Origin of the sequence: Vreelandella indica (genome assembly GCF_037070225.1) — a bacterium.
Taxonomy (GTDB): Bacteria; Pseudomonadota; Gammaproteobacteria; order Pseudomonadales; family Halomonadaceae; genus Vreelandella; species Vreelandella arctica.
Genome location: NZ_JBANSO010000004.1, coordinates 82843 through 96561, shown reverse-complemented (window position 1 = coordinate 96561; position 13719 = coordinate 82843). Strand labels below are relative to the sequence as shown.

Below are 13719 nucleotides of genomic sequence, written 5' to 3'. Positions count from 1 at the left end.
AATGCAGCGCGTTCGAAGGCGAGGCGTGAGTGTCTTGCCATGTAGAATGCATTAATGTTGAAAGTGTTGGTAAGCTAAGCTTTTAATAGCTAAGACGATTATCAGGCTTGACACATTTTTGAGGGCTGGCATAATGTGCCGCCACGTTGGAGAGATTCCCGAGTGGCCAAAGGGAGCAGACTGTAAATCTGCCGCGAAAGCTTCGAAGGTTCGAATCCTTCTCTCTCCACCAGAATTAAGCTGCAACGATTTAATCGGTGCGGCTGAATGAAAAGCCGGTAGCGGGCATTGTCTACGATTTATAGCTTGGTAGAAGGTAAGGAGCTATAAGGCGGCGCGTAGCGGATTGTCATTCAAGACAGGTTCTGCGGGCGTAGTTCAACGGTAGAACCTCAGCCTTCCAAGCTGATGGTGCGGGTTCGATTCCCGCCGCCCGCTCCAGTTGATGTGTTTAGCTCATGTAGCTCAGGGGTAGAGCACACCCTTGGTAAGGGTGAGGTCGACGGTTCAATTCCGTCCATGAGCTCCATATTGCAGATAAAGCGAGCGAAGCTCGCTTTTTTTGTCTCTGCGTTCAGGTGGTATAAAATAGCGTCTGAGCGTAAAGAAGGGGTTGTCAGAAGTGGCGTTTTTCGCTACCATGGCGCCCGCTGTTGTATAGGCGGTTGAAAAGACGCTTATCAATAGGTGTAGTTGGTTGATGTAGATTGATAGACAGATAGTTGAAGTAAAAAATTGGTATAGAAAGCCAGTACGACGATACAGGCCAGTAGCTCAATTGGCAGAGCAGCGGTCTCCAAAACCGCAGGTTGGGGGTTCGATTCCCTCCTGGCCTGCCAACCTTCCCCAGGTTGGTATGTCTTTTTCCAAAATTCTTTTATCGTTCGCCGCACCCTTGAGGAGTCTCGTTTTTATGAAGCCTGGTTCTGTAAAACATGGCGCCGAGGTGCAACAGACGCGCCATGACGGGCTCAAATGGGCGGCGGTCGTAGCGCTGCTTGTCATTGCTGTCGTTGGTAATACCTATTTCGCCGATATTGGCCTGCTCTACCGCGTGCTAGGTGTAGTGGTGTTATGTGTGATTGCGGGTTTGATCGCGCTAACTACTACCAAAGGTCGTGATTTAGTAGAGCTTGCCAGAAGCGCCAAGAAAGAGATTCAGCGCGTTGTATGGCCGACCCGTGCCGAAACCATCCAAACCACTGCTATCGTGCTAGTGGCGGTTCTGGTGGTGGGGCTGATGCTGTGGTTGATCGACACTCTTCTTGGCTGGGCGATGTCCGGCGTCATTGGTTAGGAGCTTTCATGTCCAAACGTTGGTATGTCGTTCACGCTTATTCCGGCTTTGAAAAGCATGTCATGCGCTCTTTGATAGAGCGTGTGAAAATGTACGGTATGGAAGATCGCTTTGGCGAAATTCTGGTGCCGACCGAAGAAGTCGTTGAAATGCGTGACGGCAAGCGACGCAAGAGCGAGCGCAAATTTTATCCCGGCTACGTATTGGTCGAGATGGAAATGGCCGACGAAACATGGCACCTCGTCAATGAGACGCCGCGTGTTATGGGCTTTATCGGTGGAACAAAAGAGAAGCCAGCGCCAATCACTTCTCGCGAAGCAGATGCAATTTTGTTGCGCGTTAAGGATGGTACTGATAAGCCGCGTCCCAAAACGATGTTTGAGCCGGGCCAGTCAGTGCGCGTTGTTGACGGGCCGTTTGCCGATTTCAATGGTGTTGTCGAAGAAGTTAATTATGAAAAGAGCCGCCTGCATGTCAGCGTACTGATCTTCGGGCGCTCTACACCTGTTGAGTTAGAGTTCTCTCAGGTTGAGAAAGAATAATCTCTCAGGTTGAGAAAGCGTAAGTTTTGATTCGCGTAAGACGACTCAAAAGTCGTCTTGCTGGTACCGGGGAGCCTTCGGGCGCTATTACCCAATTGGAGCATAAACGATGGCCAAGAAAGTACAGGCTTATATCAAACTGCAGGTTGCTGCAGGTAAAGCCAATCCAAGTCCGCCGGTAGGCCCAGCGCTGGGTCAGCACGGCGTGAACATCATGGAATTCTGTAAGGCGTTTAACGCAGCGACTCAAGAAATTGAGCCGGGTCTGCCGACGCCAGTCGTGATCACTGTCTACTCTGACCGTAGCTTCACGTTCGTCACTAAGACGCCGCCTGCTGCCGTGCTGCTGAAGAAAGCTGCTGGTATCAAGTCCGGTTCTGGTGAGCCGAACAAGAAGAAAGTCGGCACCGTGACGCGTGAACAGCTCGAAGAGATCGCCAAAACGAAAGAGCCAGATTTAACGGCTGCGAATCTTGATGCCGCTGTGCGCACCATTGCTGGCAGTGCTCGCAGCATGGGCCTAAACGTGGAGGGTCTCTGATCATGGCTAAACTATCTAAGCGTGCGAAAATTATTCGCGAAAAAGTAGACGCCACCAAATCCTACTCTATTGAAGAAGCGGTAGCGCTGCTCTCCGAGCTGTCTACGGTTAAATTCAAAGAGTCAGTTGATGTCGCTATCAACCTTGGCGTTGACCCGCGTAAATCTGACCAAGTTGTGCGTGGCGCTACCGTCATGCCTAACGGTACGGGTAAAGATGTACGCGTTGCGGTCTTCACCCAGGGTGCCAATGCCGATGCCGCTAAAGAAGCCGGTGCCGACATCGTAGGTATGGACGACTTGGCTGAGCAAGTGAAAAAAGGCGTGATGGATTTTGACGTCGTTATAGCTTCGCCAGATGCCATGCGCGTTGTTGGTCAGTTGGGCCAGATCCTGGGTCCGCGTGGCCTGATGCCTAACCCGAAAGTTGGCACCGTAACGCCTGATGTGGCGACAGCGGTTAAAAATGCCAAAGCGGGCCAAGTGCGTTTCCGTACTGATAAAAACGGCATCATCCACACTACCCTGGGTAAAGTGGATTTTGACGTGGCAGCGATTAACGGCAACCTGGAAGCCCTGGTTGCTGACCTGAAGCGCCTCAAGCCGAGCGCGTCTAAAGGCATTTACTTCAAGAAAATGACTCTGTCCACTACCATGGGCCCGGGTTTAACAATCGATCACTCTGCTTTCGTGTAAAGCGAGTTATCGTTGGTTTTCTTTTAGGAACCGAGCAAGAACTTTGCGGTCCCCCGTTTGGTTATTGAAACTGGCCGGGGCATCGTCAAAGACCGCAGGTGCCGCGCTTAGTATGTACATTTAGCATTTTGTATATACAGGGGCGGCTTAATTGCCCTAGAAGCGCCTGCGCAGATGGTGTGGCCGCCAGTTGGTTAAGCTTAAAGCTTTCTGGTGAGCACCATCCCCAAGGCTTCCCGCGCTGCAGCGCTTTTTGCAAGGCAGGGCAGGAAGAGATGGTAACCACCGGAACCTTCTTGGGTTCCGGCACGAAGGAGTGATCACTGTGCCACTAGCACTTGAAGGCAAGAAAGCGATTGTTGCCGAGGTCAGTGAAGCGGCCAAGGGCGCACTCTCCGTCGTAGTTGCTGATTCTCGCGGCGTTACGGTTGGTAAAATGACCGATCTGCGCAAGCAAGCGCGTGAGAATGGTGTAGAGCTGCGTGTTGTTCGTAATACGCTGGCTCGCCGCGCTCTCGAGGGCACTCAGTGGGAGTGCTTAAACGATAGCTTCGTTGGTCCTACGTTGTTGGCTTTCTCTACTGATCATCCGGGCGCTGCCGCTCGTTTGTTCAAAGAGTTCGCCAAAACGGATAAGAACTTCGAAGTAAAAGCGTTGGCCTACGAAGGTGAGCTGATTCCGGCTGCTGACATCGACCGTCTGGCAACCCTACCGACTTACGACGAAGCAATTGCCAAGTTGATGTCGGTAATGAAAGAAGCCTCCGCTGGCAAGCTGGTTCGTACTCTGGCCGCTCTGCGCGACCAGAAGCAAGAAGCCGAAGCTGCTTAAGCAGCGTTTCTTGCAGGCGGCGTAAACGGTATGACGGTATAAGCCATCATCAACGCGCTGCTTGAACCGAGCAATGAATCCTGAGTCCTCGGCTGACCGAGACTCCCGCAAAGTTAGGAATGAAACAATGGCACTGTCTAAAGACGATATCATCAATGCTGTAGCCGACATGTCCGTAATGGAAGTTGTCGAGCTGATCGAAGCAATGGAAGAGAAATTCGGCGTTTCTGCAGCGGCTGCCGTAATGGCTGGCCCGGCTGCTGGTGGCGAAGTAGCTGAAGAACAGACTGAATTTGACGTCGTTCTGACCGCTGCTGGCGACAAGAAAGTTAACGTGATCAAAGCAGTACGTGAGATCACTGGCCTTGGCTTGAAAGAAGCTAAAGGTGCTGTTGACGGCGCTCCGGCGACCATCAAAGAAGGTCTGTCTAAGGACGACGCTGAAGCAGCTAAAGCTAAGCTGGAAGAAGCGGGCGCAACCGTCGAGCTCAAGTAATTATTGTGCGGACGGCTTTACGCGCTGCGTAAGCTTCCACGGCTGGCGGCGGGATATCCCGCTGCCGGCCTTTTTCTGTTGCAACTGATGTTTCATTATCGCAGTCGCAATAGAAACGTAGAAATAGTGTTATCGACTACAGTGTTATCGAACTAGATTTTCGACGGCGAGCTACCGATTTAGGAGCTTGCTGTCTGTGTCTGACGAAGCCCGCCGGGCAGCGATGACCACGCATCGGTCACCCATGGTGAACAAGCTGGGGAATACAGATGGCTTACTCATATACTGAGAAAAAACGCATCCGCAAGGATTTCGGCAAACTGCCCCAAGTGATGGATGTGCCTTACTTGCTGGCGATCCAGCTTGATTCCTATTACGACTTCCTCCAGCAAGATCGTTCGCCCGACGAGCGTCACGAAGTCGGTTTGCACGCGGCTTTTAAGTCCGTGTTTCCGATTGAGAGCTTCTCCGGTAATGCGGCGCTTGAGTATGTCAGCTACCGCTTCGGCACGCCGGCGTTCGATGTTAAGGAGTGCCAGCTGCGCGGCGTCACTTATTCCGCCCCGCTGCGCGTTAAGGTTCGCTTGATCATCTATGATCGCGACTCCTCAAACAAAGCAATCAAAGATATTAAAGAGCAGGAAGTCTACATGGGGGAAATCCCCCTGATGACCGAGAACGGTACCTTTGTTATCAACGGTACTGAGCGGGTTATCGTTTCCCAGCTCCACCGCTCGCCCGGTGTGTTCTTCGATCATGACAAAGGCAAGAGCCACTCTTCAGGTAAGCTGCTCTATTCAGCCCGCGTGATTCCTTACCGTGGTTCTTGGTTAGACTTTGAGTTTGACCCCAAAGACAACGTCTTTGTACGTATTGACCGTCGCCGCAAACTGCCGGCGTCGGTACTGATGCGTGCGCTGGGGATGAACACCGAAGAGATCCTGGCCGAGTTCTTTGAAACCAGTGTCTTCCACATTGAGAAATCCGGTTTCTCTGTGGAACTGGTGCCGTCGCGTCTGCGCGGCGAGACGGCTACTTTCGACATCAAAGATGGCGAAGGTAATGTGATCGTTGAAGAAGGACGTCGGATTACCCAGAAGCACATTCGTCAGCTTGAAAAAGCCGGCCTTGAGCGTCTGGATGTGCCGATGGAGTACCTGTTCGGCAAAACCCTGGCCAAAGATCAAATCGACTCTAAAACAGGCGAACTGATCTGTCCGTGTAACACCGAGATCACGCCAGAAGTGCTTGAGCGCATGGCGCAGGGCGGTATTACCCTGGTCGAAACGCTCTACACCAACGATCTTGACTGCGGTTCCTTCATTTCCGACACCCTGAAGCTGGATGCGACTAATTCCGCGCTTGAAGCGTTAGTCGAAATTTACCGCATGATGCGCCCCGGTGAGCCGCCGACTAAAGAGTCAGCCGAGACGCTGTTTAACAACCTGTTCTTCTCTGAAGACCGTTACGACCTCTCTGGCGTTGGTCGCATGAAGTTCAACCGTCGCCTGCGCCGTGATACTGACACGGGCTCCGGCGTACTGGATCGCAAGGACATCCTGGATGTGCTGCGCGAGCTGATCAATATCCGTAACGGCTTCGGTGACGTTGACGATATCGATCACCTGGGTAACCGTCGTATTCGCTGTGTGGGCGAAATGGCCGAGAACCAGTTCCGCGTTGGCTTGGTGCGTGTTGAGCGCGCCGTGAAAGAGCGTCTTTCCATGGCGGAAAGCGAAGGCCTGATGCCGCAAGACTTGATCAACGCCAAGCCGGTTGCGGCCGCGGTGAAAGAGTTCTTCGGTTCCAGCCAGCTTTCTCAATTCATGGATCAGAACAACCCGCTTTCGGAAGTGACCCACAAGCGTCGTGTGTCTGCACTCGGCCCCGGTGGTTTGACCCGTGAGCGCGCTGGCTTCGAAGTACGTGACGTTCACGCCACGCACTACGGGCGTCTATGCCCAATCGAAACGCCAGAAGGCCCGAACATCGGTCTGATTAACTCGCTGGCCACCTACAGCCACACTAACAGCTACGGTTTCCTTGAAACGCCGTACCGTAAAGTGGTTGATCGTCAGTTGACCGACGATATCGTTCACCTCTCGGCGATCGAAGAGGGCGACTTTGTTATCGCCCAGGCGTCAGCAGCGGTAGATGAGTCCAACAAACTAAGTGATGACCTGGTTCAGGTTCGTCACCGCGGTGAAACGACCTTTATGCGTCCTGAGCAAGTGACGCTAATGGACGTATCGCCACGTCAAGTCGTCTCCGTCGCAGCGGCATTGATTCCGTTCCTGGAGCACGATGACGCCAACCGTGCCTTGATGGGTTCTAACATGCAGCGTCAGGCGGTGCCGACCCTGCGTGCTGATAAGCCGTTGGTAGGTACGGGCATGGAGCGCTTTGTTGCCCGTGACTCCGGCGTCTGTGCGGTGGCCAATCGCGGCGGCGTGATTGATTCCGTGGATGCGCGTCGTGTGGTGGTACGGGTTAATGAAGATGAAATTATCGGCGGTGAAGCCGGTGTTGATATCTACAACCTGACCAAGTACACCCGCTCGAACCAGAACACCTGTATGAACCAGCGCCCCATCGTGCGGCCTGGTGACAACGTGGCGCGTGGCGATATTCTCGCCGACGGCCCGTCTGTCGACATGGGTGACCTGGCCCTTGGCCAGAACATGCGCATCGCATTTATGCCCTGGAACGGTTACAACTTCGAGGACTCGATCCTGCTTTCCGAGCGGGTCGTGCAAGAAGACCGTTTCACGACGATCCACATTCAGGAACTGACCTGTGTGTCTCGCGACACCAAGTTGGGCTCGGAAGAGATTACCTCCGATATCCCGAACGTGGGTGAGTCTGCGCTTTCCAAACTGGATGAGGCGGGCGTTGTTTACATCGGTGCTGAAGTTGGCCCCGGCGACATTCTGGTCGGTAAGGTGACACCGAAGGGTGAAACCCAGTTAACGCCAGAAGAGAAGCTGTTGCGTGCCATCTTTGGTGAGAAAGCGTCTGACGTTAAAGATACTTCCCTGCGTGCCCCGACCGGCATGAAAGGTACGGTCATCGACGTTCAGGTGTTTACTCGTGACGGCGTTGATAAAGACTCTCGCGCACTATCCATTGAGCGTACGCAGCTTGATGAAGTGCGTAAGGATCTGCAAGAGACGTACCGGATTGCTGAAGACGCCACGTTTGAGCGCCTACAGCGCACCCTTGATGGCCAAGCTGTCAATGGCGGCCCGAACCTCAAAAAAGGCGACGTGCTAGACGAGGCGTACCTGGATGAGCTGCCGCGTCAGCAGTGGTTCAAACTGCGCATGCAGGATGAGTCCTACAATGAGTTGTTGGCTCAGGCCGACGAGCAGCTTGAAAACCGTCGTAAAGAGATGGATGAGCGCTTTGAAGATAAGAAGCGCAAGCTGACCCAGGGCGATGACCTTGCTCCGGGCGTGCTGAAAATCGTCAAAGTCTATATGGCGGTTAAGCGTCGCATCCAGCCAGGCGACAAGATGGCGGGTCGTCACGGTAATAAAGGTGTTATCTCGGCAATTATGCCGATCGAAGACATGCCGTTTGATGAGAAGGGTGAGCCGGTCGACGTGGTGCTGAACCCGCTGGGTGTACCGTCGCGTATGAACGTCGGTCAGATTCTTGAAACCCACTTGGGTATGGCGGCACGTGGCTTGGGCGTCAAGATCGAAGCCATGCTGCGCGACGCACGCGGTCAGCAAGTCGCGGAGATTCGTGACTTCCTGGGGCAGATCTACAATACGCAAGGTACGCGTGTTGAAGATCTCGATTCCCTGACCGACGATGAGATTATCGCTCTGGCGAAGAACCTCAAAGGTGGTGTGCCGATGGCCACGCCGGTGTTTGACGGTGCCAAAGAGCACGAAATCAAACACCTGCTGAAGCTGGCGGACATCCCTGAATCGGGTCAGATGGCCCTGTTCGATGGCCGTACCGGTGACGCCTTTGATCGTCCGGTTACCGTCGGCTACATGTACATGTTGAAGCTTAACCACTTGGTAGACGACAAGATGCACGCGCGTTCTACCGGTTCTTACTCGCTGGTTACCCAGCAGCCCTTGGGTGGTAAGGCGCAATTCGGTGGTCAGCGCTTCGGTGAGATGGAAGTGTGGGCGTTGGAAGCATACGGCGCCGCATACACGCTACAAGAGATGCTCACCGTCAAGTCGGACGACGTCGAAGGCCGCACCAAGATGTATAAAAACATCGTGGATGGCGACCACACCATGCAGGCAGGCATGCCGGAATCCTTCAACGTACTGGTGAAGGAAATCCGCTCGCTGGGCATCGATATCGAGTTAGAGAGCTAGGAGCCGTCCCATGAAAGATTTGGTGAAAGTACTCAAATCGCAGTCTCAGTCCGAAGAGTTTGACGCGATCAAGATTACCCTGGCGTCGCCGGACATGATTCGCTCCTGGTCGTTTGGCGAGGTGAAGAAGCCTGAGACCATCAACTACCGTACCTTTAAGCCGGAGCGGGACGGTCTGTTCTGCGCCAAGATTTTTGGTCCGGTAAAAGACTATGAGTGCTTGTGCGGCAAATATAAGCGCATGAAGCACCGTGGTATTATCTGCGAAAAATGCGGCGTTGAAGTGACCAAGGCCGCCGTGCGTCGTGAGCGCATGGGGCACATTGAGCTGGCTTCTCCGGTTGCTCACATTTGGTTTTTGAAGTCACTGCCGTCGCGTATTGGCATGTTCCTCGATATGACCCTGCGTGATATCGAGCGCGTGCTGTACTTCGAAAGCTTTGTCGTGATCGATCCCGGCATGACCACGCTGGAGCGTGGTCAGCTGCTCAACGATGAGCAGTACTTCGAAGCATTAGAAGAGTTCGGCGATGACTTCGATGCCCGTATGGGTGCCGAAGCCGTTCAAGAGCTACTCAAAGATATCGATCTGGAAGAAGAGATTAACCACCTGCGTGAAGAAATTCCGCAGACCAACTCTGAAACTAAGATCAAGAAGCTTTCTAAGCGCCTGAAGCTGCTGGAAGCCTTCTACCACTCTGGCAATGCGCCGGCGTGGATGGTTATGGAAGTGCTGCCCGTGTTGCCGCCGGACCTTCGTCCGTTGGTACCACTGGACGGTGGCCGGTTCGCGACCTCTGATTTGAACGACCTTTACCGTCGCGTGATCAACCGTAACAACCGCTTGAAGCGTCTGCTTGACCTCAATGCGCCGGATATTATCGTGCGCAACGAGAAGCGGATGCTGCAGGAGGCGGTCGATGCACTGCTTGATAACGGCCGTCGCGGTCGTGCGATCACGGGCTCTAACAAGCGTCCGTTGAAATCGCTCGCCGATATGATCAAAGGTAAGCAGGGCCGTTTCCGTCAGAACTTGCTGGGTAAGCGTGTTGACTACTCGGGCCGTTCGGTCATTACCGTAGGTCCGACCCTGCGTCTGCACCAGTGTGGTTTGCCGAAGAAAATGGCGCTTGAGCTGTTCAAGCCGTTTATCTACTCCAAGCTACAGTCGCTGGGCTACGCTTCAACGATCAAAGCCGCCAAGAAGATGGTCGAGCGTGAGCTGCCGGAAGTGTGGGACATCCTCGCCGATGTTATCCGCGAACACCCGGTACTGCTTAACCGCGCACCCACGCTGCACCGTCTGGGTATCCAGGCGTTTGAGCCGCTGTTGATCGAAGGTAAAGCGATCCAGCTACACCCGCTGGTATGTGCCGCCTACAACGCCGACTTTGACGGTGACCAGATGGCGGTACACGTACCGCTGACCCTGGAAGCCCAGCTTGAAGCGCGTGCGCTGATGATGGCCACCAACAACGTGCTGTCGCCCGCTAACGGCGAGCCGATCATCGTGCCGTCGCAAGATGTTGTTCTGGGTCTTTACTACATGACCCGCGAAAAGATCAACGCCAAAGGCGAAGGCATGGTGTTCTCTGACCTTAACGAGGTCGAGCGCGCGTTTGGTACCCAGTCTGTATCGCTGCACGCCCGGGTCAAAGTGCGTCTGGACGAAATCGATATCGAAGAAGAGAGCGGCGAGCGCAGCTTCCACCGCCGTATTTACGATACGACGGTAGGCCGTGCACTGCTGTTCCGCATTCTTCCGGAAGGTGTCCCCTTCGCGCTGATCGATCAGCCGATGAAGAAGAAGGCGATCTCCAGCCTGATCAACGAAGTCTATCGTCGTGCCGGCCTTAAGCCGACCGTCATCTTCGCTGACCAGCTGATGTACACCGGCTTTCGCTTGGCGACTTGGTCTGGTGCCTCTATCGGTGTTAACGACTTCGTTATCCCCGAAGCGAAAACCGAAATCGTTGACGCGGCGGAAGCCGAAGTTAAAGAGATCGAAGACCAGTTCTCTTCTGGCCTAGTAACAGCGGGTGAGAAGTACAACAAGGTTATCGATATCTGGTCGAAGGCGAACGATAAAGTCGCTAAGGCGATGATGGTCGGCATCTCGAAAGAGACCGTTATCGATCGTGATGGCAACGAGGTTGAGCAAGATTCGTTCAACAGCGTCTTTATCATGGCCGACTCCGGTGCTCGTGGTTCGGCTGCCCAGATTCGTCAGCTTGCTGGTATGCGTGGCCTGATGGCCAAGCCGGATGGCTCGATCATTGAAACGCCGATCGTCGCCAACTTCCGTGAAGGTCTGAACGTACTGCAGTACTTCATCTCGACTCACGGTGCACGTAAAGGTCTGGCGGATACGGCCCTGAAAACGGCCAACTCCGGTTACCTGACGCGTCGTTTGGTCGATGTGGCGCAAGATTTGGTTATCACTGAGGTTGATTGTGGTACCGAAAATGGCTTGACACTGCACCCGATCATCGAAGGCGGCGACATCATTGTACCGCTCTCCCAGCGTGTACTAGGTCGCGTGGTTGCGCAGGATGTCGTGCATCCGGGCAGCGGCGAAGTATTGATCGCTAAAGGGACATTGCTCGACGAGAAGTGGTGTGCAGAGCTCGACACCATGGGCGTCGACGAAATTATCGTACGCTCCACGATTACTTGTGAGACCGCACATGGCGTGTGTGCCTCCTGTTACGGCCGTGACTTGGCCCGTGGCCACCAGGTCAACATCGGTGAAGCTGTCGGCGTTATCGCTGCCCAGTCAATTGGTGAGCCGGGTACCCAGCTGACCATGCGTACCTTCCACATCGGCGGCGCAGCATCGCGTTCATCAGCCGTGGATAGCGTACAAGTGAAGCACGGCGGCAAGGTTCGCCTGCACAACATCAAGCATGTTGAGCGTGGTGACGGCAAGCTAGTGGTGGTCTCTCGTTCGAGCGCCTTGGCTGTTGCGGATGACCATGGTCGTGAACGCGAGTACTACAAGCTGCCCTACGGCGCCGAACTCTCGGTACGCGACGGTGACGTCGTGGATGCCGGTGCCATAGTCGCCAAGTGGGACCCGCACACGCACCCGATCGTTGCCGAAGTAGAGGGTAAGGCGCAGTTCATCGATCTTGACGAAGGTGTCACCATGCACCGTAGCGTCGATGAGATGACTGGCTTGTCCTCTATTGAGGTGATCGAGTCTGCAGCGCGCCCCATGGCTGGTCGCGATAAGCGCCCGATGGTTATGCTGCAAGACAGCGCTGGTGAGTATGTTTCCGTATCCGGTTCCAACACGCCGGTGCAGTACTTGCTGCCAGGCAACTCGATTATTTCGGTCGACGATGGTGTCACTATCGGTGTGGGTGAAGTCGTTGCCCGTATCCCGGTAGAAGCCTCGGCGAACAAAGATATCACCGGTGGTCTGCCACGCGTTGCTGACTTGTTTGAGGCGCGTAAGCCGAAAGAGTCGTCTATCCTGGCGGAAATCAGCGGTGTCGTTAGCTTTGGTAAAGAGACTAAAGGCAAGCGTCGCCTGATGATTACCCCGGAATCCGGCGATCCGTTTGAAGCCTTGATTCCGAAGTGGCGTCAAATTGCCGTCTTTGAAGGCGAAACGGTTGAGAAGGGGGAAGTCATTTCTGATGGCCCGAGCAACCCCCATGACATCCTGCGTTTATTGGGTGTTGAGGAGCTCGCCAAGTACATTACGGCAGAAGTACAAGACGTTTACCGTCTCCAGGGCGTTGGTATCAACGATAAGCACATTGAAGTGATTGTGCGTCAGATGCTGCGTAAGGTAGAGATTGCTGATTCAGGCGACTCTGATTTCATCACGGGCGATCAAGCCGAGCTTGTGCGTGTGCTGGAACAGAATGAACGTCTTGAAAAAGAGAAGAAATTCCCAGCCAAGTACCAACGCATGTTGCTGGGTATTACTAAGGCCAGCTTGGCCACTGAGTCGTTCATTTCCGCGGCCTCCTTCCAGGAGACTACCCGGGTACTGACCGAAGCAGCGGTGACCGGCAAGCGCGATTACCTGCGCGGCCTGAAAGAAAACGTGGTGGTTGGTCGTCTAATACCAGCAGGTACGGGCTTGACTCACCACGCAGAACGTCGTCGCAAGCGCGAAGGCGTTGAGCAACTGTTCAATCCCTCGGCGACCGAGGTAGAGCAGGAGCTAGGTGCCCAGTTAACCGCTCTCGACTCTGACGACGAGCTGTAAATTTGGTGCTTAAAACAAGCAGTAAAATTAGTAAGTAGCATAAGTTGCTGACCTAAAAACGTCACCTTGCTGGTAAAACCGCCAGCAAGGCTTGACGGCACCTAGGGTCAGCCTTTAGAATGCGCAGCCTTTAACAGTGGGGTGGGTGCGCCCGCATCCGCTGCACGTATTTGTTAAAAAGGCTACTTGTTGAAAGACAAGGCAACCATTGGAGTCAGCTAAACACCATGGCAACGATTAATCAGCTAGTGCGCAAGCCGCGCAAGCGCCCCGTCACTAAAAGTGACGTGCCCGCGCTGCAGGCCTGTCCGCAAAAGCGCGGCGTATGTACGCGCGTTTACACTACTACCCCGAAGAAGCCGAACTCGGCCCTGCGTAAGGTTTGCCGTGTGCGCCTTACCAACGGTTTCGAAGTGTCTTCTTACATCGGTGGTGAAGGTCACAACCTTCAAGAACACTCTGTCGTTTTGATTCGTGGCGGTCGTGTAAAGGATTTACCAGGTGTGCGTTATCACACCGTTCGTGGCGCCCTTGACACCTCTGGCGTTCAAAATCGTCGTCAGGGTCGTTCTAAATACGGTACTAAGCGTCCTAAGTCCTAATAAGGCTGGGGTAGCTGTATAGCATGGCCGATTTTATTGGGTGTGCTGAGTAGCGATTATCACGAATTTGACGGTCTGATAAGAGTAAGGTCGGGCGACGCTTTGTCTTAGTACAAGCTCATGAGTTCCGGGTTTACCTGAAA

General features: G+C 54.0%; 9 protein-coding genes and 4 tRNA genes. All 13 read left to right on the top strand.

All coding sequences use genetic code 11. The annotated features are described in order from the left end of the window. Positions 1-148 precede the first annotated feature (148 nt). The 13 genes from V8L71_RS04015 to rpsL all read left to right on the top strand — a co-directional run bounded on the left by V8L71_RS04015 (position 149) and on the right by rpsL (position 13576). Positions 149-232: transfer RNA gene (locus V8L71_RS04015), tRNA-Tyr, on the top strand. Between the two features lie 135 nt (positions 233-367). Continuing rightward, positions 368-441: transfer RNA gene (locus V8L71_RS04010), tRNA-Gly, on the top strand. Between the two features lie 13 nt (positions 442-454). Further along, positions 455-529: transfer RNA gene (locus V8L71_RS04005), tRNA-Thr, on the top strand. A gap of 234 nt (positions 530-763) precedes the next feature. Continuing rightward, positions 764-839, top strand: a tRNA-Trp gene (locus tag V8L71_RS04000). 74 nt (positions 840-913) lie between these two features. Then, entirely contained in the window at positions 914-1297 is a 384-nt protein-coding gene (gene secE / locus V8L71_RS03995; protein ID WP_035564017.1) for a preprotein translocase subunit SecE, read from the top strand. An 8-nt stretch (positions 1298-1305) separates the two neighbouring features. After that, a complete protein-coding gene (gene nusG / locus V8L71_RS03990; protein WP_008959178.1) occupies positions 1306-1839 on the top strand; it encodes a transcription termination/antitermination protein NusG in 534 nt (177 codons plus the stop codon). 109 nt (positions 1840-1948) lie between these two features. Continuing rightward, entirely contained in the window at positions 1949-2380 is a 432-nt protein-coding gene (gene rplK / locus V8L71_RS03985) for a 50S ribosomal protein L11 (protein ID WP_007112017.1), read from the top strand. A 2-nt stretch (positions 2381-2382) separates the two neighbouring features. Next, complete coding sequence (gene rplA, locus V8L71_RS03980; protein ID WP_336273239.1) at positions 2383-3075, top strand: 50S ribosomal protein L1; 693 nt, start codon at positions 2383-2385, stop codon at positions 3073-3075. Between the two features lie 325 nt (positions 3076-3400). Beyond that, positions 3401-3907, top strand: coding sequence for a 50S ribosomal protein L10 (gene rplJ / locus V8L71_RS03975; RefSeq protein WP_008959177.1), 507 nt, complete (start codon positions 3401-3403; stop codon positions 3905-3907). A gap of 127 nt (positions 3908-4034) precedes the next feature. Next, positions 4035-4403 carry a 50S ribosomal protein L7/L12 gene (gene rplL / locus V8L71_RS03970; RefSeq protein ID WP_008959176.1) on the top strand — a complete coding sequence of 123 codons (369 nt, stop codon included), beginning with the start codon at positions 4035-4037 and terminating at the stop codon, positions 4401-4403. Between the two features lie 269 nt (positions 4404-4672). Beyond that, complete coding sequence (gene rpoB, locus V8L71_RS03965; RefSeq protein WP_336273238.1) at positions 4673-8749, top strand: DNA-directed RNA polymerase subunit beta; 4077 nt, start codon at positions 4673-4675, stop codon at positions 8747-8749. A gap of 10 nt (positions 8750-8759) precedes the next feature. Continuing rightward, positions 8760-12974 carry a DNA-directed RNA polymerase subunit beta' gene (rpoC, locus tag V8L71_RS03960; protein WP_101147116.1) on the top strand — a complete coding sequence of 1405 codons (4215 nt, stop codon included), beginning with the start codon at positions 8760-8762 and terminating at the stop codon, positions 12972-12974. Positions 12975-13201: 227 nt separating this feature from the next. Continuing rightward, entirely contained in the window at positions 13202-13576 is a 375-nt protein-coding gene (gene rpsL, locus V8L71_RS03955) for a 30S ribosomal protein S12 (protein ID WP_008959173.1), read from the top strand. The last annotated feature ends 143 nt before the right edge of the window (positions 13577-13719 follow it).